Source organism: Enterobacter soli, assembly GCF_964208575.1.
In the GTDB taxonomy this organism is placed as follows: domain Bacteria; phylum Pseudomonadota; class Gammaproteobacteria; order Enterobacterales; family Enterobacteriaceae; genus Enterobacter; species Enterobacter soli_A.
On record NZ_CAXOFU010000019.1, the window covers coordinates 40026 to 64795 of the forward strand.

Sequence of the window (24770 nt, forward strand, 5' to 3'; positions counted from 1 at the left end):
ATGGCTGCGATTACTCAGGCACGATCCAGTTGACCGTTGCGTGACCTGTACCCGCAGGCACCAGGGTTTTGTGTAACCACGGAAGAACGCTGTTCATCTGCGCTTCGAGCTTCCACGGCGGGTTGATCACAATCATGCCGGACGCGGTCATGCCGCGCTGGTCGCTGTCCGGACGCACGGCCAGCTCAATCTGGAGGATCTTGCGAATGCCGGTGGCTTCCAGGTCTTTGATCATGCGCTTAATTTGCGCGCGCAGCACCACCGGATACCACAGGGCATAGGTGCCGGTAGCAAAGCGCTTGTAGCCTTCGCTGATGCCCGTCACCACCGCCTGATAGTCGGTTTTGATTTCGTAAGGCGGGTCGATCAGCACCAGGCCGCGACGGGAAACCGGCGGCAGCTTGGCTTTCAGCTGCTGATAGCCGTCGGCTTTGTCCACGCGGGCGCGGCTGTCTTTCTGAAACTCAGAGCGCAGCAGCGGGAAGTCGCTCGGGTGCAGCTCGGTCAGCTGAAGGCTGTCCTGCTCGCGCAGAAGCTGGCGGGCAATCAGCGGCGAGCCTGGGTAGTAGCGCAGCTGGCCGTTGCGGTTGAAATGATTCACCACACCGATGTATGGCTCCAGCTCGGCCGGCAGGTCGTCCTGCTGCCAGATGCGGGCGATACCTTCGAGATATTCCCCGGTACGCTCGGCGTGCTCGCCGCTCAGCTGATAACGGCCCGCGCCAGCGTGCGTGTCCAGATAAAGGAAAGGCTTATCTTTCTCTTTGAGCGCTTCGATAATCAGGCTCTGAACGGTGTGTTTAAGGACGTCGGCGTGGTTGCCTGCGTGGAAGCTGTGGCGATAACTGAGCATGGGTGATGATATTCCGCTGAAATGACGATTTGCCACAGTTTACAGCAGATCGGCAAAGATTACCCGCAGGCCCGGCAAGCGCAGCGCCAGAGGGCGTTTTTCGACAACCCCCGGCATTGAAATCCTCTACACTTAACCCCATTACACAACAATATGCACAGCGCCGGATGCGCGCTTCATTCATCTTCTTCAACAGGACAGCGCTTATGACCAATCCATTACTGACGCCTTTTTCGCTACCGCCGTTTTCTAAAATCCTCCCTGAGCATGTGGTTCCGGCCGTTACGCAGTCGCTGGACAACTGCCGCGCGGCGGTAGAAAGCGTGGTTGCGCAGGGTGCGCCGTACACCTGGGAAAACCTGTGTCAGAAGCTTGCCGAAGTGGATGACGTGCTTGGACGTATTTTCTCCCCGGTGAGCCACCTGAATTCGGTGAAAAACAGCCCGGAACTGCGCGAAGCCTACGAGCAAACCCTGCCGCTGCTCTCCGAGTACAGCACCTGGGTGGGTCAGCACGAAGGTCTGTATCAGGCCTACCGCGACCTGCGCGACGGCGATCATTTTGCCTCCCTGAACACCGCGCAGAAAAAATCGGTCGAAAACGCCCTGCGTGACTTTGAGCTGTCCGGGATCGGCCTGCCAAAAGAGAAACAGACCCGCTACGGCGAAATCGCGGCGCGCCTGTCCGAGCTGGGCAACCAGTACAGCAACAACGTGCTCGACGCCACCATGGGCTGGTCGAAGCTGATTACCGACGAAAGCGAGCTGGCCGGGATGCCGGAAAGCGCGCTGGCGGCAGCTAAAGCCCAGGCGGAAGCGAAAGAGCAGGAAGGCTTCCTGCTGACCCTGGATATCCCGAGCTATCTGCCGGTGATGACCTACTGCGACAACCAGGCCCTGCGCGAAGAGATGTATCGCGCCTACAGCACCCGCGCCTCCGATCAGGGGCCGAATGCCGGTAAATGGGACAACAGCCCGGTGATGGCGGAAATCCTCGCCCTGCGTCACGAGCTGGCACAGCTGCTGGGCTTCGACAGCTACGCCGACAAATCTCTCGCCACCAAAATGGCGGAAAACCCGCAGCAGGTGCTCGACTTCCTGACCGATCTGGCGAAACGCGCCCGTCCGCAGGGTGAGAAAGAGCTGGCCCAGCTGCGCGCCTTCGCCAAAGCGGAGTTCGGCGTCGACGAACTGCAGCCGTGGGATATCGCCTACTACAGCGAAAAACAGAAGCAGCACCTCTACAGCATCAGCGACGAGCAGCTGCGCCCGTACTTCCCGGAAAATAAAGCCGTTAACGGCCTGTTCGAAGTGGTGAAACGCATTTACGGCATCACCGCGAAAGAGCGTACCGATATCGACGTCTGGCATCCGGACGTGCGCTTCTTCGAGCTTTATGACGAGAAAAACGAGCTGCGCGGCAGCTTCTATCTCGATCTCTACGCCCGTGAAAACAAGCGCGGCGGGGCGTGGATGGACGACTGCGTGGGCCAGATGCGTAAAGCCGATGGCTCTCTGCAAAAACCGGTCGCCTATCTGACCTGTAACTTCAACCGTCCGGTGAGCGGCAAGCCTGCGCTCTTTACCCATGACGAAGTGATCACCCTGTTCCACGAGTTCGGCCACGGTCTGCACCACATGCTGACCCGTATCGAAACCGCAGGCGTTGCCGGTATCAGCGGTGTGCCGTGGGATGCGGTCGAGCTGCCGAGCCAGTTTATGGAAAACTGGTGCTGGGAGCCGGAGGCGCTGGCGTTTATCTCCGGCCACTTTGAGACCGGCGAACCGCTGCCGAAGGCGCTGCTGGATAAAATGCTGGCGGCGAAGAACTACCAGGCGGCGATGTTTATCCTGCGCCAGCTGGAGTTCGGCCTGTTCGACTTCCGTCTGCACGCGGAGTTCAGCCCGGAGCAGGGGGCGAAAGTCCTCGAAACCCTGGCAGAGATTAAAAAGCAGGTTGCCGTTATCCCGGGCCCAACCTGGGGCCGTTTCCCGCACGCGTTCAGCCACATCTTTGCGGGCGGTTACGCGGCGGGCTACTACAGCTACCTGTGGGCCGACGTGCTGGCAGCGGATGCGTTCTCTCGCTTCGAAGAAGAGGGGATTTTCAACCGCGAAACCGGCCAGTCGTTCCTCGATAACATCCTGACCCGCGGCGGTTCTGAAGAGCCGATGGTGCTGTTCAAACGCTTCCGCGGTCGCGAGCCGCAGCTGGACGCGATGCTGGAGCATTACGGGATTAAAGGCTGATTCTGCGTGAAGATCTGCTTAGTAGATGAAACAGGCGCCGGGGACGGCGCCTTATCTGTTTTAGCTGCCCGCTGGGGGCTGGAGCACGACGACGAGAACCTGATGGCGCTGGTGATGACGCCTGAGCATCTGGAGCTGCGCAAGCGCGACGAACCGAAGCTTGGCGGCATTTTTGTCGACTTCGTGGGCGGCGCGATGGCGCACCGCCGCAAGTTTGGCGGGGGCCGCGGCGAGGCGGTGGCCAAAGCGGTCGGCATTAAGGGCAGCTATTTGCCGGACGTGGTAGACGCTACCGCAGGGCTGGGGCGCGATGCCTTCGTGCTGGCCTCGGTGGGCTGTCGCGTGCGGATGCTGGAGCGTAATCCGGTGGTCGCGGCGCTGCTCGACGACGGGCTAACGCGCGGTTACGCAGACCCGGAAATCGGGCCGTGGCTGCAGGAACGATTGCAGCTTATTCACGCCTCCAGCCTGACGGCGCTGACGGATATCACGCCGCGCCCGCAGGTGGTGTATCTCGACCCGATGTTCCCGCATAAGCAGAAAAGCGCGCTGGTGAAGAAAGAGATGCGTGTGTTTCAGTCGCTGGTGGGGCCGGATTTGGATGCCGATGGCCTGCTGGAGCCTGCCCGTCAGCTCGCGACGAAGCGGGTGGTGGTGAAGCGCCCGGACTACGCGCCGCCGCTGGCGGACGTTGCCACAACGAACGCGGTGACGACCAAAGGGCATCGGTTTGATATTTATACCCCCTCACCCCAACCCCTCTCCCCATAGGGGCGAGGGGCTCGATCGTTCCCTCTCCCCTATGGGGAGAGGGTTAGGGTGAGGGGTAAGGTTTTTACCTTACTTACTCGTCTTCTTCGTCACGCAGCGGAACAATCAGCATATCCACGTGAACGGTGTTGATCAGCTGACGCGCTGAGGACATCAGCTTGCTCCAGAAATCCTGGTGATGACCGCAAACCACCAGGTCCATATCGTATTTCTTAATGGCATCAACCAGCACCTGACCCAGGTCGCCGCTGCCGCTTAAGGTTTCGGTGATAGGGTAGCCCGCGTTGGTGGACAGTTCGCTCAGCGCATGGTGAGTCTCTTCGGAGATACGTTTCTGCATATCGCCCAGATTGACATCGATCAGACCGGTGTAGAGATCGGAGTAGTTCACATCAACGTGAATCAACGAAACTTTTGCGTTGTACGGACGCGCCATGGATACCGCTTTATCAACCAGCACTTTGCTCTCCGGGGAGAGGTCAACCGCGATGAGAATGTGTTTGTAAGCCATAGTGTTACTCCTTCCTTAAGTTATCGATGACTAAAAGGGAAAGCCGTCGTCTGATGCTTTCATTACGGCCCAGTTGAACAAATTTTTCAAGCTTTGGTGTTGATAACGATTAACCATGTGGCAAAAAAATTAACTGATCTCCTACACTATTTAATGAGCCGGTCGGATATTAAAATGTGACCCCGATCGACTTTTGAGTCATTCTTCACTGATCTGTCTGTCAGGGCATTGGGGTGCGGTAGTCCCGAAGCGTTGCTTCGTGGGCGGACGCCGGGGAGGAAGTATGATTAGCACCGTCGCATTGTTTTGGGCGTTATGTGTGGTTTGCATAGTGAATATGGCGCGCTACTTCTCATCGTTACGTGCGCTGTTAGTGGTACTTCGTGGTTGCGATCCGTTGCTTTATCAGTATGTGGACGGTGGAGGTTTCTTCACCTCGCATGGACAGCCCAGCAAGCAGATGCGGCTGGTGGGGTATATCTACTACCAACGCTACCGCGACCATCATGATGACGAGTTTATTCGTCGCTGCGAGCGCCTGCGTCGTCAGTTCATTTTGACCAGCGCCCTGTGTGGTCTGGTTGTGGTGAGTATGATTGCATTGATGATTTGGCACTGAGCATAAAAAAAAGCGGGTCAGTTTCCTGACCCGCTTTTTTGTCGCCTTCTTCTGATTAAATCAGCTTCAGCGAAATCCAGTACAGACCGCCAGACAGCAGGATGGACGCCGGGAGGGTGAACACCCAGGCCATCAGGATGTTGGTTACGGTTTTGCGTTGCAGACCGCCACCGTCAACAATCATGGTACCTGCCACGGAAGAGGAGAGAACGTGGGTAGTCGACACTGGCATACCCGTGTAGCTCGCCAGACCGATTGAAACGGCTGCCGTCATCTGCGCGGACATACCCTGCGCATACGTCATGCCTTTCTTACCGATCTTCTCACCGATGGTGGTCGCCACGCGACGCCAGCCAATCATCGTACCGATACCCAGAGCCAGTGCGACAGCCATGATGATCCAGATTGGCGCGTACTCAATGGTGTTGAGCATATCGCCTTTCAGTTTCTTCAGCAGACGCTGGTCGTCAGCATTCACTTCTGGCTGCTTCGCGACTTTATCCGTCACGTCAGAGATGCAAAGCATAATGCGACGCAGCTGACCGCGCTGTTCTACGGACAGTTTGTCGTAGCTCTCGATGTCGCCCAGCATGTTCTTCGCACGTTCCAGCGCGTTGATCGCATTCGCCGGGTGGCAATGGAACTCGCCTGGTGCCGTGGTGGCGCCCGCTTCCGGAGAAGGGATCAGCTGGTCTACGCCGGTCGCTTTTTTCAGCAGCGCAGGGTGCTGCTGGAAATAGACTTCAACGTTGTTCACGGCATCACGGGTACGGGTGATCTCATAGCCGGAGGCGTTCATGTTGATCACGAACCCAGCCGGAGCCACGCCAATCAGAACCAGCATCACCAGACCAATGCCTTTCTGACCGTCGTTTGCGCCATGAGAGAAGGCCACGCCGATAGCGGAAATGATCAGGGCAATACGCGTCCAGAAAGGTGGCTTTTTCTTGCCGTCTTTCTTCTCACGCTCTGCCGGCGTCAGGTGAATACGGGCGCGTTTTTTGGTTCCGCTCCAGTAACGACGCAGGATGAAGATTAATCCCCCTGCGACCACCAGACCCACGATAGGGGAGATGATCAGTGAGCCGAAAATACCAATGACTTTCGGGATATTAAGCGCATCAACAACGGACGTACCGGTCATCAGGGCGTTGGTTAACCCGATACCGATAATTGCGCCGATGAGCGTGTGAGAACTGGATGCAGGCAGGCCGAAATACCAGGTACCGAGGTTCCAGATAATTGCAGCAAGCAGCATTGAGAACACCATAGCAAGGCCATGGCCAGAACTAACGTTAAGAAGCAGATCTGTTGGCAGCATATGCACGATGGCATACGCAACGCTCAGTCCGCCCAGGAGGACACCAAAAAAGTTAAATACCGCCGCCATAACAACCGCAACCTGCGATCGCATTGCGCGAGTGTAAATAACCGTTGCTACTGCGTTCGCAGTGTCGTGGAAGCCGTTGATAGCTTCGTAAAACAATACAAATGCCAGAGCAAGCAAGAGTAAAAGCCCGGTATGTAAATCCAGGCCGGCAAACAAATGTAGCATAGGACGTTACGCCATTTTGAGGACATGAACGCGGCGCATTATCCAGGACAAATGCGCAACGGGCAAAGTGAAATATAGACTTTTTTTGACATACCACCTTATTTGGGAATTGTGCCTGAATGTTTATTCTTTAGATTTCAATGAAATGGCTTTGTAATATCTTTTTACGCTGGTGTGACCACAGAGGAAACTTTACAATCCGCGCAGTTTACGAAGAGGATTTTGATGTGGAAAGGTTTGATGCCGTTGTGATTGGCGCCGGTGCGGCGGGTATGTTTTGTGCGGCAATGGCCGGACAGGCGGGTCGCCGTGTGCTGCTGCTGGATAATGGTAAAAAACCGGGACGCAAGATCCTCATGTCTGGCGGGGGTCGCTGCAACTTTACTAACCTGTATGTCGAACCCGCGGCGTATTTGAGTCAAAACCGTCATTTTTGCAAATCTGCTCTCGCGCGCTACACCCAGTGGGACTTTATCGATCTGGTCGGTAAGCACGGTATCGCCTGGCATGAGAAAACGCTGGGGCAGCTGTTCTGCGACGACTCCGCGCAGCAGATTGTCGATATGCTGGTGGCCGAGTGCGAAAAAGGCGGCGTGACGATGCGCCTGCGCACCGAGGTGCTGGACGTGGCCCGCGACGAGCAGGGCTACACCTTGCAGCTGAATGGTGAAACGGTCAGCGCGGATAATCTGGTGATTGCCAGCGGCGGCCTGTCGATGCCGGGCCTGGGCGCCTCGCCGTTCGGCTACAAGATTGCCGAGCAGTTTGGCCTGAAGGTGCTGCCAACCCGCGCGGGACTGGTGCCCTTTACCCTGCATAAACCGCTGCTCGAGCAGCTCCAGACGCTCTCCGGCGTGTCTGTTCCGTCCGTCATTACCGCCGAAGACGGCACCGTGTTCCGCGAAAACCTGCTCTTTACCCACCGCGGCCTCTCCGGCCCGGCGGTGCTGCAGATTTCAAGCTACTGGCAGCCCGGCGAGTTTGTGACGGTCAATCTGGTGCCCGATTGCGATCTGGACAGCTTCCTGAACGAGCAACGCACCGCGCACCCGAATCAAAGCCTGAAAAATACGCTGGCAATGCAGCTGCCGAAGCGTCTGGTGGAGTGTCTGCAGGCCTTAGGGCAAGTGCCGGATGTTTCCCTCAAGCAGCTTAACAGCCGCGAACAGCAGACGCTGGTGGATACCCTGACCCACTGGCGCGTTCAGCCCAACGGCACCGAAGGCTACCGCACCGCAGAGGTGACGCTCGGCGGCGTGGATACCGACGAGCTCTCTTCGCGCACGATGGAAGCGCGTAACGTGCCCGGGCTTTACTTTATCGGTGAAGTGATGGACGTCACCGGCTGGCTTGGCGGCTATAACTTCCAGTGGGCCTGGGCAAGCGCGTGGGCGTGCGCGCAGGCGCTGGCGGAAAAGAACGTTTAATATTGATATTTTTAGAGTGCTGCGTCCTGTAAGAGGCCACTCTTTTTTCTATTACTGGTTTTCACCAGTCTGCATGGTTTCTGTGTTTTGCCTCTAAAAAAGGGTGTTGTATGTCTGCTGCTCATCTCGGTTTCCCGACTGAAACCGTTGTTGTCTTCGTGGTGATGGCCGTGGGGGCGATGTTTATCGACCTCTTTATGCACCGTCACGATAAACCTATCTCGCTGAAAAGCGCCGCGATGTGGTCCGTGTTCTGGGTCATGATGGCGATGGCGTTCGCCGGGTTCCTGTATGTGCATCATGGTGCGGAGATGGCGAGCCTGTTCCTCACCGGCTATGCGCTGGAAGAGGTGCTCTCCGTCGATAACCTGTTTGTGATGATGGCGATTTTCGCCTGGTTCGGCGTGCCGGATAAGTATCGTCACCGCGTGCTCTACTGGGGCGTGCTGGGGGCGATTGTGTTCCGCGGCATTTTCGTTGCCATCGGCACCAGCCTGCTGAGCCTGGGGCCATACGTGGAGGTGATCTTCGCGCTGGTCGTTGGCTGGACGGCGGTGATGATGCTTAAGCGTGACGAAGAGAGTGACGAAGTCGAAGATTACTCCGGCCACCTGGCCTATCGTCTGGTGAAGCGCTTTTATCCCGTGTGGCCAAAAATCAGCAGCAACGCCTTTATTCTGACCCAGAAAGAGGTGGATGCGGAGCTGGAAAAGCCGGAAAACCAGGACGTGATGGTAGGACGGGTGAAGAAAGCGAAGCGCTACGCCACGCCGCTGCTGCTCTGCGTGGCGGTGGTGGAGCTGTCCGACGTGATGTTTGCGTTCGACTCGGTGCCGGCCATTATCGCCGTGAGCCGCGAACCGCTGATCATCTACAGCGCGATGATGTTCGCCATTCTCGGTCTGCGTACCCTCTACTTCGTGCTCGAAGCGTTAAAACAGTATCTGGTGCATCTGGAAAAAGCCGTTGTGCTGCTGCTGTTCTTCGTGGCGTTCAAGCTTGGGCTGAATGCAACGGATCATTTCTGGCATCACGGCTACAGCATTGGCGCCACCGCGAGCCTGTTTGTGGTGCTGGGCGTGCTGGCGCTGGGGATTATTGCGAGCGTGATGTTCCCTGGGAAACGCGAGGCCTGATACCTCGCTTTTCTCCCTCTCCCTGTGGGAGAGGGCACCAGAGCGCACCTAACCCTTAATCGGTGAGTTCCGACGCGCGCGCGGTGGATGGAAGTGCCGCCAGTGCGGGTCTTGCGCCGCCGCCAGCAGTTCGTGGTCGCCACGGGTGTCGCCCCAGGCGCGCAGGTGGTAGTCGTTCAGATCGCCATACACCTTCTCCAGGCGGGCAACCTTCTGCGCACAGCGGCAGTTATGTCCGGTGATGCGGCCGGTCAGCTTGCCGTCTTTCACTTCCAGCTGCGTACCAATCAGCTTGATCCCGAGCTTGTCGGCCCACGGCTGCAATACCAGCGCCGGAGAGGCGGAGCAAATCGTCACCTCTGCGCCGGAATTGACCTCTGCGGCAACCGCCATAATCCCCGCCGGGCGCATCAGCTTCGTCCAGTACTTCTCGCAAAACGCTTCCGCCTGCTGGCGCAGCCAGCGTTCGTCGACGCCCGTCAGGAAGGTTTTAATCAGCACTTCTTTCAGTTCATCGCGCGTCAGCTTGCGGCGCACGCAGTGAAGCGTCGGCAGCGCCATGCGCACCAGACGGCCCGCGAAGTAGCGTTTGCCAAAGGCAAAGCGCAGGAAGGGGATAAAACTGTCGTGGTGGGTCAAGGTTCCATCAAAATCAAAGACGGAAAGCACCGTCGATTTTGCTACGGCCTCGTCGGCAATCATATTGGTCATAAATACGTCTTAGCTGAAATACACATTCTGCTCATTAGTTTACCTGCTTTAGCACTTCAGTCCTTATACATGTGCACATTTTTATCGATCTTGCGACCCGGGGCGTCAGTCCAATTTTGGCCTCGATAAAAGTTGGGTGAAAAGTGAGCTGTCTATATTATCACCGCATTGAAAGACGCTTCGGGGGATATTCGCCCCCCACAGGTAAGGAAAAACTCACTCACTGCTTTTAATTGGTTATGACGTTCAGACTTCTTATTTCAGTACTCTCGTTTAGCTTTGCCTCGTTTTCTGCCTTTAGTTTTCAACTGCCCGCGTCGATGCTGTCAATGCATAACGACCTGTCGCTTTCCCCGGCGAAGACGGCGCTCGAACATCAGGAGTCAGGTCCGCTGCGCTCGCGCATTCTCGACCAGTATCAGAAATGGAAAGGCACCCACTATCAGTGGGGCGGCACCACCCATCGCGGCGTGGATTGCTCGGCGCTGATGCAGCATCTGTTCAGCGATGCCGCGCACCTTGACCTGCCGCGCACCACGGGCGAGCAGATCCACCGCGGCGTGCAGGTGGCGCAATATCGCCTCAAGGCCGGGGATTTGGTCTTCTTCCAGACCGGGCCGAACCGCCGACACGTTGGGGTGTATATTGGCGACAGCCAGTTTATTCACGCCTCGACCAGCCAGGGCGTCACCGTGTCCACGCTGGCCGATAGCTACTGGCAATCGCACTTTATTACCGCCCGCCGGGTCGCGGGCAGTGCGGCCTAGATAATGTCGTCTACCACGCCACCGTCGACGCGCAGGGCGGCGCCAGAGGTGGCGGAGGCCTGGTTCGAGCAGACGTAGACCACCATGTTGGCGACCTCTTCAACCGTGGCGGCGCGCTGGATAACCGAGCTTGGGCGATTCGCCATCACGAACTCTTTCGCCAGCTGCTCCAGGGATTTGCCGGTTTTTTCGATCTCGTCTTTCATCATCTCGGCGAAACCGTCCGACATCGTCGGCCCCGGCAGCACGCTGTTGACCGTCACGCCGCTTCCGGCCACGAATTTAGCCAGGCCGCGCGCCAGCGAGAGCTGGGCGGTTTTGGTCACGCCGTAGTGGATCATGTCCGCCGGGATGTTGCAGGCGGATTCGGACGAGATAAATACCACGCGACCCCAGCCTTTTTGCACCATGCCCGGCAGCAGGGCGCGCGACAGGCGCACGCCGGACATCACGTTGGTTTGCCAGTAGCGCTCCCAGGTCTCGTCGTCGGTGGCGTAAAAGTCCTGCGGGCCATAAATCCCGGCGTTATTCACCAGAATATCGACGTTCGCCGCCACCTTAAGCAGCGCGTCCACGCCCTCCTGCGAGCTGAGATCGGCAATGGCGGCGCGTACCTGCACGCCCGGCACCACCTGCTGTAGCTGCTGGATGCCTTTGTTCACCGACTCGGTGCTGCGCCCGTTGATAATCACCTCTGCGCCGCTCTCCGCCAGCCCTCTGGCAATGGCGAAACCAATGCCGCCGGTTGAGGCGGTGACCAGCGCAACTTTCCCCGTAAAATCGATTTTCACTGTTCGCTCCTTGTCGTTTTCTACGTTCAGACCTTAAAGCGTAGCAGGTGCGGGTTACGGCTCCTGACGAAAAAGGTGCAAAAGCGTCTCGACCTGTTCGTCCAGCGGGGTGAGGGCGCGTTTTACGATCAGATGCAGCGGCGTGGCGCGCCGGGCCCCGTGGCTCAGCGCCAGAGTTTTCAGCACGCCCTGTTCCAGCTGCGGTTGAATACGTTCTTCCGGCAGCCAGCCGTAGCCCACCTGATACATCACCGCCTCGATCGCGGCATCGATGGTGGAAAACGTCCACGACTCGCCGCCTGTGCGGGCGGCCTGCTGGTTATCGGCAATCTGGATCAGCGGCCACGGGCGCAGCATCTCGTCGTTTAGCGGCGCAGGAAGCGCAAACAGCGGATGGTCGCGATGGGCAACCGCGACAAAATCAATGTTCATCAGCCATTCGCCCAGCCCGGTGATGTCCTGACGGCGGGTGAGCACCATCACGTCGGCTTCAGCGTTGACGATCTCCGAACTGGCATTTTCCAGCACTTCGGTGAGCCGTACCTGCGTTTGCGGGTACATATGCTGGAACTGGCGCAAAATGGCGAACAGGCGACGGCGGGGAAAGATGCTGTCCACCACCAGATCCAGCCGCGTGCGCGTCCCGTTGCGCAGCGTCGCGGCCCGGGTTTCGACATAGGAGAACGCCTTGAGCAGCGGTTTGACCTGGCTCAGCAGCAGCTCCCCGGCGGGCGTTAATACCGCCCGGCGGCCCTCCGGCACCAGCAGCGGGACGCCCAGCCGCTCCTGCAATAGCGACAGGTTATAGCTGACCGAAGACTGGCTGCGGTGCGTCTCTTCCGCCGCTTTGGCAAAACTGCCCAGCTCGACTACCTTTTCCAGCAGTGACCATTGCTCCAGCGTTGTTTTGTGCATGACTCATCTAAATTTTGAATTAATTTGATTCAAACATAGCGTTATTCATTCATTTTTTGAAGGGGTACGATCAGCTCATCAAAACAAAGGAGACAAATTATGAACACATTCGACAAACATGATTTAAGTGGTTTTGTGGGTAAACACCTGGTCTACACCTACGATAACGGCTGGAACTACGAAATTTACGTCAAAAACGACACCACCCTGGACTACCGTATTCACAGCGGCCTCGTGGCCAACCGTTGGGTAAAAGATCAGCACGCTTACATCGTGAGAGTGGGCGAGAGCATCTATAAAATCTCCTGGACTGAACCGACCGGTACCGACGTTAGCCTGATTGCGAACCTGGGCGACAAACTGTTCCACGGAACCATCTTCTTCCCACGCTGGGTGATGAATAATCCGGAAAAAACCGTTTGTTTCCAGAACGACCACATTCCGCTGATGAACGCCTATCGCGATGCGGGCCCGGCTTATCCGACCGAAGTGATTGATGAATTCGCAACCATTACCTTTGTGCGGGACTGCGGTGCGAACAATGACGAAGTGATTGCCTGTGCCGCCAGCGAGCTTCCTGAAAACTTTCCAGAAAATTTAAAATAAGCGCGACAATTAACTAAAAAGAAAAGTTCCCGGGCCATTTTGATTTTTAATTAAAATGCCCGGGATTTTTTTATTTGTTGTCGTTCCGTTTAGAAAAACATTCTTACTAAGTTGACTGGAATCACATATTAAATAATTCACATTGATTTAACTCTTTGAATGTAAATGTTATTTAATTTATCGATGATGATTTTTCATAATGTCTTAATTTTTCCCTAAGAAATGAACGCTACCTTGAGATGAGTTTATGGTTCGTTGAAATAAATGATCCGGCATTTGTTTAATATTTAAATCTGCCTCCCACATCTCAAGGAAATTAATAATGAGTGATTTTCTGCCTTTTTCGCGACCGTCGATGGGCGCTGAGGAAATTGCGGCGCTTCAGGACGTTCTGATGTCGGGCTGGATCACCACGGGGCCTAAAAATCAGCAGCTTGAAGAGGCGTTTTGCACCCTGACGGGCAACCGTCACGCGATTGCGGTTTGCTCCGCCACCGCCGGGATGCACGTCACGCTGATGGCGATGGGTATTGGCCCCGGTGATGAAGTGATCACTCCGTCGTTAACCTGGGTGTCAACGCTCAACATGATCGTGCTGCTGGGCGCGACCCCGGTGATGATCGATGTCGATAAAGACACTTTGATGGCGACGCCGGAGGCGATCGAAGCCGCAATTACGCCGCGCACCAAAGCGATTATCCCCGTCCATTACGCGGGTGCGCCTGCGGATATCGACGCCATCCGCGCCGTTGGCGAACGTCACGGCATTCCGGTTATTGAAGACGCCGCCCACGCGGCAGGCACCTATTACAAGGATCGCCACGTTGGCTCGCAGGGCACGGCGATTTTCTCCTTCCACGCCATCAAGAACATGACCTGCGCCGAAGGCGGGCTGGTCGTCACCGACGACGAACAGCTGGCACAGCGCATCCGTAGCCTGAAGTTCCACGGGCTGGGCGTCGATGCCTATGACCGTCAAACCCACGGCCGCGCGCCGCAGGCGGAAGTGATTACCCCTGGCTACAAATACAACCTCGCGGATATCAACGCCGCGTTGGCGCTGGTGCAGCTCGGTAAATTGCCCGAGGCCAACGCGCGCCGCCGCGACATCGCCGACCGCTATTTGCATGAGCTTGCCGACACGCCGTTCCAGCCGCTGCGCATTCCCGAGTGGTCCCACGTTCACGCCTGGCACCTGTTTATCATCCGCGTGGATGAAGCCCGTTGCGGCATCTCCCGCGACAACCTCATGGCTGCATTAAAAGAGAAGGGCATTGGCACCGGCCTGCACTTCCGCGCGGCACACACGCAAAAATACTACCGCGAGCGTTTTCCTGATGTATCGCTCCCGAATTCTGAATGGAACAGCGCGCGTATTTGTTCACTCCCTCTTTTCCCGGACATGACCCATGACGACACAACCCGCGTCATTACCGCACTCCATCAGCTTGCAGGAAATTGATATGTTCAGCGCACCGCCTGTACAAAAAGTTTCCGTGGTGATCCCCGTTTATAACGAGCAGGAGAGCCTGCCCGAACTGATCCGCCGCACCACCGCCGCCTGTGAAACCCTGGGCAAGGCGTATGAAATTCTGCTGGTGGACGATGGCAGTAGCGATGATTCCGCGCTGATGCTCACCGACGCCGCGCAGGCGGAAGGCAGCCACGTTGTGGCGGTGCTGCTCAACCGTAACTACGGGCAGCACTCGGCCATCATGGCCGGCTTTAGCCACGTCACCGGGGATTTGATCATCACCCTGGACGCCGACCTGCAAAACCCGCCGGAAGAGATCCCGCGCCTGGTGGCAAAGGCCGACGAAGGCTACGACGTGGTGGGCACGGTTCGCCAGAACCGTCAGGACAGCCTGTTCCGCAAGCTGGCGTCACGCACCATTAACCGTCTTATTCAGCGCACCACCGGTAAAGCGATGGGCGACTACGGCTGCATGCTGCGCGCCTATCGCCGCCACATTATCGACGCCATGCTGCACTGCCACGAGCGCAGCACCTTTATTCCGATCCTGGCCAACACCTTCGCCCGTAAAGCCACGGAGATCCCGGTGCTGCACGCCGAGCGCGAGCACGGGGAATCGAAGTACAGCTTTATGCGCCTGATCAACCTGATGTATGACCTGGTCACCTGCCTGACCACCACGCCGCTGCGCCTGCTGAGCGTCTTCGGCAGCATCATCGCCGTGGCCGGGTTTGCGCTTTCCGTTTTGCTTATCGTCCTGCGTCTGGTCTTTGGCCCGCAGTGGGCGGCGGAAGGGGTCTTCATGCTGTTTGCCGTGCTGTTCATGTTCATCGGCGCCCAGTTTATCGGGATGGGCCTGCTCGGTGAGTACATAGGCCGAATCTATAACGATGTTCGCGCACGTCCGCGCTACTTTATTCAACGTGTTGTCCGTCAGGAACACAAAGCATCTCAAGAGGATATTCACCCATGAAAGCTGTTGTATTTGCCTATCACGATATGGGGTGTGCGGGCACGCTGGCCCTGCTGGACGCAGGTTATGACATCGCTGCCATCTTCACGCACCCGGACACCGCCGGGGAGAACAACTTCTTTGGTTCCGTGGCGCGCATTGCCGCCGAGCGCGGGATTCCGGTGTATGCGCCGGACGATGTGAATCACCCGCTGTGGGTTGACCGCATTCAACAGCTCGCCCCGGACGTGATTTTCTCGTTCTACTATCGCAACCTGCTGAGCGACAGCATCTTAAGCCTGGCGCCGAAAGGGGCGTTTAACCTGCACGGCTCGCTGCTGCCGGCGTACCGCGGCCGCGCGCCGCTGAACTGGGTGCTGGTCAATGGCGAAACCCAAACGGGCGTAACCCTGCACCGCATGGTGCGTCGCGCCGACGCGGGCGCCATTCTGGCGCAGCAGAGCGTGGCGATCGATGCCGATGAAACCGCCCTGCAGCTGCACCACAAGCTGGGCGAGGCGGCGAAAAACCTGCTGCGCGACGTGCTGCCTGCGATTAAGCAGGGTAACTTCACCGAAACCGCGCAGGACGAGAGCAAAGCGAGCTGCTTTGGCCGCCGCACGCCGGAAGACGGTCGTCTGGACTGGACCAAACCGGCCCGCCAGCTGCACAACCTGGTGCGCGCGGTGACCGATCCGTGGCCGGGCGCCTACAGCTTTGCGGGCGTGAGCAAATTCATCGTCTGGAAATCCCGCGTGCGCGACGACATTCCGGCGGCAAAACCGGGGACGGTCGTCTCCGTTTCTCCGCTGATCGTCAGCTGCGGCGAGCAGGCGCTGGAGATCGTGACCGGGCAAACGGACAACGGCGTGTACGTTCAGGGCGCGCAGCTGGCGCAGTCTCTGGGTCTGGTGGCGGGTGCGCTCATCACCAGCGCCCCGGTTGTGGCGGTCAAGCGCCGCACCCGCGTGCTGATCCTCGGCGTGAACGGCTTTATCGGTAACCACCTGACCGAGCGTTTGCTGAAAGACGACAACTACGAAATTTACGGTCTGGATATCGGCTCTGACGCCATCAGCCGCTTCCTCGACAACCCGCGCTTCCACTTCGTTGAGGGGGATATCAGCATCCACTCCGAATGGATCGAATACCACATTAAGAAATGCGACGTGGTGCTGCCGCTGGTCGCCATTGCCACGCCGATTGAGTACACCCGTAACCCGCTGCGCGTTTTTGAGCTGGACTTCGAAGAGAACCTGAAGATTATCCGCGACTGCGTGAAATACGATAAGCGCATCATCTTCCCGTCCACCTCTGAGGTATACGGCATGTGTACCGACAAAAACTTCGACGAAGATAACTCTAACCTGGTGGTTGGCCCGATTAACAAACAGCGCTGGATCTACTCCGTTTCCAAGCAGCTGCTTGACCGCGTGATTTGGGCCTACGGCGAGAAAGAGGGGCTGCGCTTTACCCTGTTCCGTCCGTTTAACTGGATGGGGCCGCGCCTGGATAACCTGAACGCGGCGCGTATCGGCAGCTCCCGCGCGATCACGCAGCTGATCCTCAACCTGGTGGAAGGCTCACCAATCAAGCTGATTGAAGGCGGCAAGCAAAAACGCTGCTTCACCGACATCAGCGACGGTATCGAAGCGCTGTTCCGCATCATCGAAAACAAAGACGGCCGCTGCGACGGGGAGATCGTTAACATCGGTAATCCGGACAACGAAGCGAGCATCCGCGAGCTGGCGGAAATGCTGCTGGCCAGCTTCGAGCGCCACCCGCTGCGCAGCCAGTTCCCGCCGTTTGCCGGTTTCCGCGAAGTGGAAAGCAGCAGCTATTATGGTAAGGGCTACCAGGACGTTGAGCACCGTAAGCCGAGCATTCGCAACGCGAAACGCTGCCTGAACTGGACGCCAACGGTGAAGATGGAACAGACCATCGATGAAACGCTCGACTTCTTCCTGCGTACCGTGGAGCTATCGGAACCCTCATCATGAAAAAAGTGGGCTTACGTATAGATGTCGACACCTTCAGGGGCACGCGCGACGGCGTGCCTAAGCTGCTCGAACTCCTGAGCAAGCACGATGTGCGGTCGAGCATTTTCTTCAGCGTGGGGCCAGACAACATGGGACGCCATTTATGGCGTCTGATTAAACCGGCGTTTCTGTTCAAAATGCTGCGCTCGCGCGCGGCATCGCTGTACGGCTGGGACATTCTGCTGGCCGGCACCGCCTGGCCCGGCAAACGCATCGGCGCGGGAAATGAAGCCATTATCCGCGAGGCGGCGCGTCTGCACGAGGTCGGGCTGCACGCCTGGGATCACCACGCGTGGCAGGCCTGGGCGGGCGTCTGGGACATCAAGCGTCTGAGCCGCGAGGTTGAGCGCGGGGTGATGGAGCTTGAGGCCATTACCGGCCAGCCCGTGCAGTGTTCGGCGGTGGCCGGGTGGCGGGCGGACCAGCGGGTCGTGAAAGCCAAGCAGCCCTTCGCGTTTCGCTACAACAGCGACTGTCGCGGCTCGGGGCCGTTTTTGCCGCAGCTCAGCGAACGCCAGACCGGGACGGTGCAAATTCCGGTCACGCTGCCCACCTGGGACGAAGTGGTCGGGCGCGAGGTGACCGCAGAGGGCTTTAACCGCTATATTCTGGACTGCATTCACCGCGATACCGGCACGCCGGTTTACACCATTCACGCCGAAGTAGAAGGGATTGCGTATCAGCACGACTTCGACGCGCTGCTGACGATGGCCGCCGAAGAGGGCATTCAGTTCTGCCCGCTCGTTGAGCTGCTGCCCGACGATCTCAGCACCTTGCCCGTCGGCAAGATTGTCCGTAAAGAAATGGCTGGCCGGGAAGGCTGGCTTGGCTATCAACACATTTTGAGCCCGGTATCATGAAAGCAGCCCGTTATGGCTTTGCGCTTTTCGCACTGTTTGTCATTTACTACCTTATTCCCGTCGACCTTCGCCTGCTGTGGCAGCCTGATGAAACGCGCTACGCGGAAATCAGCCGCGAGATGCTGGCATCAGGCGACTGGGTCGTGCCGCACTTCCTCGGACTGCGCTACTTCGAAAAACCGATAGCCGGATACTGGGTCAACAGTATCGGGCAGCTGCTGTTTGGACACACCAACTTTGCCGTGCGCGCGGGGGCGATATTCTCCACCGGGCTGGCGGCGCTGGTGGTGATCTGGCTGGCCTGGCGCATCTGGCGCGACAGGCGCGTGGCGCTGCTCTCCGGCGTGATCTTCCTGACCCTGTTCCTCGTGTACGGCATTGGCACCTATGCGGTGCTGGACCCGATTATCACCCTGTGGCTGGTGGCCGCAATGTGCAGCTTCTGGCTGGCGTCGCAGGCAAAAACCCTCACCGGGAAAGCGGGCGGCTATCTGCTGCTGGGGCTGGCCTGCGGCATGGGGGTGATGACCAAAGGGTTCCTCGCCCTGGCGGTGCCGGTGATTGGCGTGCTGCCGTGGGTGATTGCCCAGAAGCGCTGGAAAGAGGTGCTGCTGTTCGGCTGGCTGGCGGTGCTCAGCTGCGTGCTGATCGTACTGCCCTGGGGGCTGGCGATTGCCCACCGCGAGCCGGACTTCTGGCGCTACTTCTTCTGGGTTGAGCATATTCAGCGCTTTGCCCAGAGCGACGCCCAGCACAAAGCGCCGTTCTGGTACTACCTGCCGTTCCTGATTGCCGGAAGCCTGCCGTGGCTGGCGCTGCTGCCCGGCGCGCTGCGCGAGGGCTGGCGCGGTCGCCAGAACGAGGGCGGCGGCCTGTACCTGCTCGGCTGGGTGGTGATGCCGCTGGTCTTCTTCAGCATTGCTAAAGGCAAGCTGCCTACCTACATCCTGCCGTGCTTTGCGCCGCTGGCGATGCTGATGGCGCACTACGCCTGCACCGTGGCGGAAAAAAGCGGCAAAGCGCTGCGCGTCAACGGCGGGATCAACCTGGCGTTTGGCGTGCTGGGCGTGGTGGCGGCGCTGGTGGTGTCGCCGTGGGGGCTGAGCAAGCATCCGGTCTGGACCTCCGTCGAGCTGTATAAAGTCTTCTGCGCGGTCGTCGCCTTCCTTATCTGGGCGATTGTCGGCTGGGTGACGCTGCAAAAAAGCCAGCAGCGCTGGTGGCTGGCGGCGCTATGCCCGCTCGGCCTGACGCTGCTGATTGGCTTTGCGATCCCGAACCTCGTCGTGGACTCCAAGCAGCCGCAGTCGCTGGTGGACACCGTGCGCGAGCCGCTGAGCGACAGCCGCTATGTGCTGGCGAACAACGTCGGGGTGGCGTCTGGCCTGGCGTGGGAGCTGAACCGTAACGATATCGTGCTGTTCGGGCAGAGCGGCGAGCTGCGCTACGGGCTGGACTACCCGGACGTGAAAGACCGCTTTGTGGGCAAAGAGGATTTCCCGGAGTGGCTTGAAGCGCATCGCCAGCAGGGGCGCATTTCGGTGGTGATTTTGCTGTCGAAGAACGACGATCTCGAGCGCCTGAAGCTGCCAAAACCGGACAGCCTGTATATTCAGGGTCGTCTGGCCTACCTGCAGTATCTGCCGCAATGATGGCCTGGTTCTGGCTGATACTCGCCAGCCTGCTGAGCTGCGCGGGTCAGCTGTGCCAGAAGCAGGCGACCCGCCCGGCGAAATCCGGGCGGCGCGGGGCGCACATCGCGCTCTGGCTGGGGCTGGCGCTGATGGCGCTGGGCCTCGGGATGCTGGTGTGGCTGGTGGTGCTCCAGCGACTGCCGGTGGGGATTGCCTACCCGATGCTGAGCCTGAACTTTGTCTGGGTGACGCTGGCGGCGAAAACCCTCTGGCGTGAAAAGGTCGCGGCGAACCACTGGCTGGGCGTCGGGCTAATCATGGTCGGGATAATCCTGCTGGGAGGCAGCCTGTGAAAGGGACGTTCTGGGCGCTGTGCAGCGTCGGGCTGGTCAGCGCGGCGCAGCTGCTGTTGCGCTACGCGATGGTGACGCTGCCGCCGGTGGGGGAAGACTTCGCCTTCGTTATCGCCCTGTGGCATTTTGCGCCGGGCAGCGGGGCGTTGCTGCTCGGGCTGATGGGCTACGTCGCCTCGATGGGCTGCTGGTATCTGGCGCTGCACCGCATGGCGCTGAGCCGGGCCTATGCGCTGCTCAGCATTAGCTACATTCTGGTGTGGGGCGCGGCGATCGTCCTGCCCGGCTGGGGAGAGCAGTTCTCCTGGACCGGGCTGGCGGGGGTCGGATGCATTATCCTGGGGGTGCTGGTGATTTTCAGGCCTGCTGCATCCCGTGACGGGAAATCGACTCAGCGGTAAGGGTAAACGGCGTGGGGGTACACACGGCGAGGCTCAGCGAACCCAGCCGCAGCTGGCTTACCGAGTGGGCCTGCGCGGTGCTGTCGATGCTGACAATCTGCCAGGCGCTGCCGCCGCGCTGCTTCACGATGGCCTCTTTGCGCGTCCAGATGCGCCAGAAGGCGGCAAGCTGTCGCTCCGGGGATTCGTTTTCCAGCTCCTGATGCTCCGCCACGCTAAACACCGCGTTAGCCAGCGCCTGCCAGTTTTCCCGCGGGCGGATCACTTCGATATCGCAGCCCACTTCCCCTTCATCGCTCACCAGCAGGGCAATATCGTCCCCGCTGTGGCTCAGGTTAAACCAGAAAGGATGCGCGTCGATGAACGCCGGTTTCCCCTGTTCGCCAAAGACGATTTCCGGCAGCGGCGAAGGGGACAAGGTTCTGGCGAGCAGCGTCCGGCCTGCGAGCCAGGAGGCGTTTCGGGCACCCTGAGGTGCCTTGTCAGCGAGCGTTGACGCCAGAGGGTCCGCGCTAAGGGTGGAGATTTTTCCCAGTATAAACTGGTACATAGTTACGCCCAGCGTTTGATGATGATCGAGGTATTGATGCCACCGAAGGCAAAGTTATTGCTTTGCAGGTATTCGCAATCAATCCGGCGTGCTTCCCCCATAATATAATCTAAAGCGCCGCATTGCTCATCCGGTTGTCTTAAATTGAGGGTCGGGGCGAACCAGCCTTCGCGCATCATTTGCAGACTCATCCACGCCTCCAGCGCGCCGCACGCCCCTAAGGTGTGGCCAAAATAGCTTTTCAGCGACGAGATCGGCACGCTGTCGCCGAAAATCGCGGCGGTGGCCTGGCTTTCGGCGAGATCGCCGCGATCCGTGGCCGTACCGTGCGCGGAAATATAGCCGACGTCCGTCGGGCTTAGCCCCGCCAGCGCCAGCGACTGCTCCATGCAAATCTGCATGGTTTCGCGCTGCGGCTGGGTGATGTGCGCCGCATCGCAGTTGGTGGCAAAGCCGACAATCTCGCCGTAAATGGTCGCCCCGCGCGCCTTCGCGTGCTCCAGATCTTCCAGGATCAGCGTGCCCGCGCCTTCGCCAATCACCAGCCCGTCGCGCCCTTTATCGAAGGGGGACGGCGTGGCCTTCGGCGCGTCGTTGCGCTGGCTGGTGGCGAACAGGGTGTCGAAAACCGCCGCTTCCGACGGGCATATCTCCTCCGCGCCCCCGGCGACCATCACCGTTTGATAGCCGTGGCGAATCGCTTCCCAGGCGTAGCCGATCGCCTGGCTGCCGGAGGTACAGGCGCTTGAGGTGGGGATCACGCGCCCGCGCAGCCCGAAAAACAGCCCGGTGTTAACCGCCGTGGTGTGCGGCATCATCTGCACGTAGGTGGTGCCGGTGATGTTGTGGGTGTGCTTTTCGTTGAGCATGGTGGCGAACTCGCTCACCGACGCGGTGCTGCCCGTGGACGAACCGTAGGCAATGCCGGTCTGGCCGTTGGTTAATACCGCGTCGTCGATCAGCCCCGCCTGCTCCAGCGCCAGCTCCGTGGCGCGGGTGGACAGCAGCGACACCCGGCCCATGGCGCGGATACGCTTGCGCGTGTAGTGGGCGGGCAGCGTGAAATCATCAATCGGCGCGCCCAGCAGGGCGTGCAGGCCGTCATAAATCTGCCACTCCGGCATGGCGCGCACCGCGTTTTCATAGCCCAGCAGCCCGCGGGACACGGACTGCCACGTTTCGCCAAAAGCGGTAACGCCGCCCATGCCGGTGATCGCCACGCGACGGGTCATAGCATTCCTCCGTTAATGGAAATCACCTGGCGGGTGACGTACCCCGCAATGTCCGACATCAGGTAGCTGGCAAGCCCGGCGACCTCCTCGGCCTGGCCCATTCGCTTCATCGGGATGAGGGACATGGCCTCTTTCAGCGCGGCCTCTTCCATCTCGATCATTCCGGTATCAATCAGCCCCGGCGCAATGCAGTTGACGGTGATTTTGCGCTTCGCCAGCTCCATCGCCAGCGCCTTGGTGGCGCCGATAATGCCCGCCTTCGCCGCGCTGTAGTTCACCTGGCCGCGATTGCCCATCACGCCCGACACCGACGACAGGGTGATAATGCGCCCGCCCCGGCGGGTGCCGATCATCGGCATAATGCAGGGGTGAATGACGTTGTAAAAGCTGTCGAGGTTGGTGTGGATAACGCTGTCCCAGTCATCTTCGCTGAGCGCCGGAAACGCGCCGTCGCGGGTAATGCCCGCGTTGCTGACCACGCCATACCACGCGCCGTGGGTTTCTATCTCCCGTTCCAGCACCTCCCGGCACTGTTCGCGGTTGCCCACGTCGAATGCCAGCAGGCGGCCGGAGCCGCCTGCGGCGGTAATCGCGTCCAGCGTCTCCTGCGCGCCGGCGGCGTCGCGGTGATAATGCACGCCGACGGTAAACCCGTCAGCCGCCAGTTGACGGGCGATGGCCCGCCCGATGCCTTTGCTGGCCCCGGTGACCAGTACGGAACGACTCATGCGTGAGATCCCTGATTAAAGAGCGAGGTTAATTCTTCCGGGTCCGGCTGGAAGGTGTTGACCCGACCCGTAGCAAGGGTGGCCGCTTCGTCGGCAATTGCGCACTCGAAGCTGGCAAAACGTTCGTCCTGCATCAGCAGCTTAACGGTAATGGTCAAACTGCTGCCCGCGGGGAAACGCCCGGCGGCGCAGACAAGCTCGCGCGCGCCCAGCACCATGCCCAGCGCGATATGGCGCTGTCCCTGCTGATGTCGATGCCAGCCCGACCAGACGCCCACGGTCTGCGCCATTAGCTCCAGCGCGTACCAGCCCGGCAGATCGCCGCTGGCGTCCAGGAAGGGGGCGAGCACGCCCGGCCCGTTCACCGCTACGCGGCACGTCGCGCCGTCGTCGGTGACGCGCTCGACGGACTCCAGCAGCAGCATGGGCGCGTCGTGGGGAAGGTAGTCGACGGGTGATAAATAGCTCATGGCGCTCTCCCGAGCAAAATGCTGGCGTTATTGCCGCCAAACGCGAACGAGTTGGACAAAATCACCGGCTTTTTCAGCGGGACGCTTTCATGCAGCACGCCGCACGGCGGCAGCGCGTCGTCCGGCGCGTAGCGGGAAAAATCCTGCGGCGGCAGCGGCAGGGCGCGGGTCAGGATCAGCCAGCTGAGCGCCGCCTCGGTAACGCCCGCCGCCCCCAGCGTGTGGCCGGTAAGGTGCTTGGTGGAGCTGCACGGCACCCGCTCGCCAAAGAGGTCATGCACCACCTGCGACTCAATCCGGTCGTTCAGCGGCGTGGCGGTGCCGTGCAGGTTGATATAGCCGATATCGTCCGGCGTCAGGCCCGCGTCGTTCAGCGCCTGGGTGATGGCGCGAATGGCGCCTTCTCCCTCCGGGTGCGGGGCCGAAATGTGGTACGCATCGCTCGACTCACCCGCGCCGAGCAGCGCAACGCTGGCGGGCTCGCGGGTCAGCACCATCAGGGCGGCGGCTTCACCAATGGTGATGCCCCGACGGTCGCGGCCAAACGGCTCGCACAGGGTCGGGGAGAGGGATTCCAGGCTGTTAAAGCCGTTGACCGGCATCCGGCTCAGGGTATCCGCCCCGCCAACAAGGGCGATATCCACCAGACCCGCCTCTATCAGGCGGCGTCCGCTGACGATCGCCCTGGCGCTGGACGAGCACGCCGTCGACAGGGTATAGGCCGGGCCGTCAAGCGCCAGCCAGCTGGCGAGGAAGCGGGACGGATCGCCGAGCTCCTGCTGCGGATACTGCCAGCGCGGGCTATCCTCGCCGTTCAGGGTGCGGCGAACGTGCTCGTCACCCTCGTCCAGCCCCGACGTGCTGGTGCCCAGCACCACCGCCACGCGGTCGCGCCCGACGCGGGCAATGGCCTCATCAACCTCGGGCCGGATCTGCGCCAGCGCCGCCAGCAGCAGCTGGTTATTGCGGGTGCGATGCGCCGAATGGCTGTCCGGAATGGTCGGCAGTTCGCCTTCCACGCCGCCCAGCACGGCATCGGGCAGGCCCTGCAGCCAGCCGCTTCTGCGGTGCATCCCGGGGGCTCGCCCTGCGGTCAGGTTGGCGGCTATCTCGTCAGCGGAATTGCCCAGCGCGTTGACCATGCCAACTGCGGAAATGTAGATCAT

At 59.6% G+C, this 24770-nt stretch carries 25 protein-coding genes; 14 read left to right on the top strand and 11 right to left on the bottom strand.

The genetic code is table 11. The annotated features are described in order from the left end of the window. Positions 1-10: 10 nt before the first annotated feature. Complete coding sequence (locus AB6V08_RS17795) at positions 11-853, bottom strand: 23S rRNA (adenine(2030)-N(6))-methyltransferase RlmJ (protein WP_368544138.1); 843 nt, start codon at positions 851-853, stop codon at positions 11-13. A gap of 206 nt (positions 854-1059) precedes the next feature. Between AB6V08_RS17795 and prlC the strand changes: the two genes are divergently transcribed. Together prlC and rsmJ are read left to right on the top strand one after the other, a co-directional pair. Further along, positions 1060-3102, top strand: coding sequence for an oligopeptidase A (gene prlC, locus AB6V08_RS17800; protein ID WP_368544139.1), 2043 nt, complete (start codon positions 1060-1062; stop codon positions 3100-3102). Positions 3103-3108: 6 nt separating this feature from the next. Beyond that, the gene (rsmJ, locus tag AB6V08_RS17805; protein ID WP_368544140.1) at positions 3109-3873 is read left to right on the top strand and encodes a 16S rRNA (guanine(1516)-N(2))-methyltransferase RsmJ; all 765 of its coding nucleotides are present in this window, start codon (positions 3109-3111) and stop codon (positions 3871-3873) included. Positions 3874-3946: 73 nt separating this feature from the next. On the opposite strand, the gene uspA is transcribed toward rsmJ, so the two are convergent. Continuing rightward, on the bottom strand, positions 3947-4384 hold the full coding sequence (uspA, locus tag AB6V08_RS17810; RefSeq protein WP_003861223.1) for a universal stress protein UspA: 438 nt from the start codon (positions 4382-4384) through the stop codon (positions 3947-3949). Between the two features lie 283 nt (positions 4385-4667). Between uspA and uspB the strand changes: the two genes are divergently transcribed. Then, positions 4668-5003, top strand: coding sequence for a universal stress protein UspB (gene uspB / locus AB6V08_RS17815; protein WP_102890054.1), 336 nt, complete (start codon positions 4668-4670; stop codon positions 5001-5003). Positions 5004-5058: 55 nt separating this feature from the next. On the opposite strand, the gene pitA is transcribed toward uspB, so the two are convergent. Further along, entirely contained in the window at positions 5059-6558 is a 1500-nt protein-coding gene (gene pitA / locus AB6V08_RS17820; protein WP_368544141.1) for an inorganic phosphate transporter PitA, read from the bottom strand. A gap of 227 nt (positions 6559-6785) precedes the next feature. Between pitA and AB6V08_RS17825 the strand changes: the two genes are divergently transcribed. Both AB6V08_RS17825 and AB6V08_RS17830 read left to right on the top strand, forming a co-directional pair. Beyond that, entirely contained in the window at positions 6786-7985 is a 1200-nt protein-coding gene (locus AB6V08_RS17825) for an NAD(P)/FAD-dependent oxidoreductase (RefSeq protein WP_368544142.1), read from the top strand. Between the two features lie 110 nt (positions 7986-8095). Then, complete coding sequence (locus AB6V08_RS17830; protein WP_368544143.1) at positions 8096-9121, top strand: TerC/Alx family metal homeostasis membrane protein; 1026 nt, start codon at positions 8096-8098, stop codon at positions 9119-9121. Positions 9122-9169: 48 nt separating this feature from the next. On the opposite strand, the gene AB6V08_RS17835 is transcribed toward AB6V08_RS17830, so the two are convergent. Continuing rightward, positions 9170-9832, bottom strand: coding sequence for an HAD family hydrolase (locus tag AB6V08_RS17835; protein ID WP_368544144.1), 663 nt, complete (start codon positions 9830-9832; stop codon positions 9170-9172). 239 nt (positions 9833-10071) lie between these two features. Between AB6V08_RS17835 and AB6V08_RS17840 the strand changes: the two genes are divergently transcribed. Continuing rightward, a complete protein-coding gene (locus AB6V08_RS17840; protein WP_368544145.1) occupies positions 10072-10599 on the top strand; it encodes an NlpC/P60 family protein in 528 nt (175 codons plus the stop codon). Here the strand turns inward: AB6V08_RS17840 and AB6V08_RS17845 are convergent. After that, entirely contained in the window at positions 10596-11390 is a 795-nt protein-coding gene (locus tag AB6V08_RS17845) for an SDR family NAD(P)-dependent oxidoreductase (protein ID WP_368544146.1), read from the bottom strand. The two genes, AB6V08_RS17840 and AB6V08_RS17845, sit on opposite strands and share 4 nt — an antisense overlap. Positions 11391-11444: 54 nt before the next feature. Beyond that, positions 11445-12305, bottom strand: coding sequence for a LysR family transcriptional regulator (locus tag AB6V08_RS17850; protein ID WP_368544147.1), 861 nt, complete (start codon positions 12303-12305; stop codon positions 11445-11447). A 99-nt stretch (positions 12306-12404) separates the two neighbouring features. Between AB6V08_RS17850 and AB6V08_RS17855 the strand changes: the two genes are divergently transcribed. The 8 genes from AB6V08_RS17855 (at position 12405) to arnF (ending at position 20624) form a co-directional block, all read left to right on the top strand. Beyond that, entirely contained in the window at positions 12405-12911 is a 507-nt protein-coding gene (locus AB6V08_RS17855) for a phenolic acid decarboxylase (RefSeq protein WP_368544148.1), read from the top strand. Between the two features lie 322 nt (positions 12912-13233). Further along, positions 13234-14373: a UDP-4-amino-4-deoxy-L-arabinose aminotransferase gene (gene arnB / locus AB6V08_RS17860; protein WP_368544149.1), complete on the top strand. Its 1140-nt coding sequence runs from the start codon at positions 13234-13236 to the stop codon at positions 14371-14373. A 1-nt stretch (position 14374) separates the two neighbouring features. Beyond that, positions 14375-15358: an undecaprenyl-phosphate 4-deoxy-4-formamido-L-arabinose transferase gene (gene arnC, locus AB6V08_RS17865; RefSeq protein ID WP_368544197.1), complete on the top strand. Its 984-nt coding sequence runs from the start codon at positions 14375-14377 to the stop codon at positions 15356-15358. Next, positions 15355-17337: a bifunctional UDP-4-amino-4-deoxy-L-arabinose formyltransferase/UDP-glucuronic acid oxidase ArnA gene (arnA, locus tag AB6V08_RS17870; RefSeq protein ID WP_368544150.1), complete on the top strand. Its 1983-nt coding sequence runs from the start codon at positions 15355-15357 to the stop codon at positions 17335-17337. Before arnC ends, arnA begins: the two co-directional genes overlap by 4 nt. Further along, positions 17334-18236: a 4-deoxy-4-formamido-L-arabinose-phosphoundecaprenol deformylase gene (arnD, locus tag AB6V08_RS17875; protein ID WP_368544151.1), complete on the top strand. Its 903-nt coding sequence runs from the start codon at positions 17334-17336 to the stop codon at positions 18234-18236. The genes arnA and arnD overlap by 4 nt, the downstream gene beginning before the upstream one ends. Beyond that, positions 18233-19888, top strand: a complete 1656-nt coding sequence (arnT, locus tag AB6V08_RS17880) for a lipid IV(A) 4-amino-4-deoxy-L-arabinosyltransferase (protein WP_368544152.1) — start codon at positions 18233-18235, stop codon at positions 19886-19888. Before arnD ends, arnT begins: the two co-directional genes overlap by 4 nt. Beyond that, positions 19885-20223, top strand: coding sequence for a 4-amino-4-deoxy-L-arabinose-phosphoundecaprenol flippase subunit ArnE (gene arnE / locus AB6V08_RS17885; RefSeq protein ID WP_368544153.1), 339 nt, complete (start codon positions 19885-19887; stop codon positions 20221-20223). The genes arnT and arnE overlap by 4 nt, the downstream gene beginning before the upstream one ends. Next, positions 20220-20624, top strand: a complete 405-nt coding sequence (gene arnF, locus AB6V08_RS17890; RefSeq protein WP_368544154.1) for a 4-amino-4-deoxy-L-arabinose-phosphoundecaprenol flippase subunit ArnF — start codon at positions 20220-20222, stop codon at positions 20622-20624. The genes arnE and arnF overlap by 4 nt, the downstream gene beginning before the upstream one ends. Here arnF and acpT read toward each other — a convergent pair. Genes acpT through AB6V08_RS17915 form a run of 5 tightly spaced genes read right to left on the bottom strand, consistent with a single transcriptional unit; the run spans position 20581 to position 24770 of the window. After that, on the bottom strand, positions 20581-21174 hold the full coding sequence (gene acpT, locus AB6V08_RS17895; protein WP_368544155.1) for a 4'-phosphopantetheinyl transferase AcpT: 594 nt from the start codon (positions 21172-21174) through the stop codon (positions 20581-20583). The genes arnF and acpT overlap by 44 nt on opposite strands. A gap of 2 nt (positions 21175-21176) precedes the next feature. Next, positions 21177-22406 carry a beta-ketoacyl-ACP synthase gene (locus AB6V08_RS17900; RefSeq protein WP_368544156.1) on the bottom strand — a complete coding sequence of 410 codons (1230 nt, stop codon included), beginning with the start codon at positions 22404-22406 and terminating at the stop codon, positions 21177-21179. Then, positions 22403-23134: a 3-ketoacyl-ACP reductase FabG2 gene (locus AB6V08_RS17905; protein ID WP_368544157.1), complete on the bottom strand. Its 732-nt coding sequence runs from the start codon at positions 23132-23134 to the stop codon at positions 22403-22405. The genes AB6V08_RS17900 and AB6V08_RS17905 overlap by 4 nt, the downstream gene beginning before the upstream one ends. Next, on the bottom strand, positions 23131-23604 hold the full coding sequence (locus tag AB6V08_RS17910; RefSeq protein WP_368544158.1) for an ApeP family dehydratase: 474 nt from the start codon (positions 23602-23604) through the stop codon (positions 23131-23133). Before AB6V08_RS17910 ends, AB6V08_RS17905 begins: the two co-directional genes overlap by 4 nt. Then, complete coding sequence (locus tag AB6V08_RS17915; RefSeq protein WP_368544159.1) at positions 23601-24770, bottom strand: beta-ketoacyl-[acyl-carrier-protein] synthase family protein; 1170 nt, start codon at positions 24768-24770, stop codon at positions 23601-23603. Before AB6V08_RS17915 ends, AB6V08_RS17910 begins: the two co-directional genes overlap by 4 nt.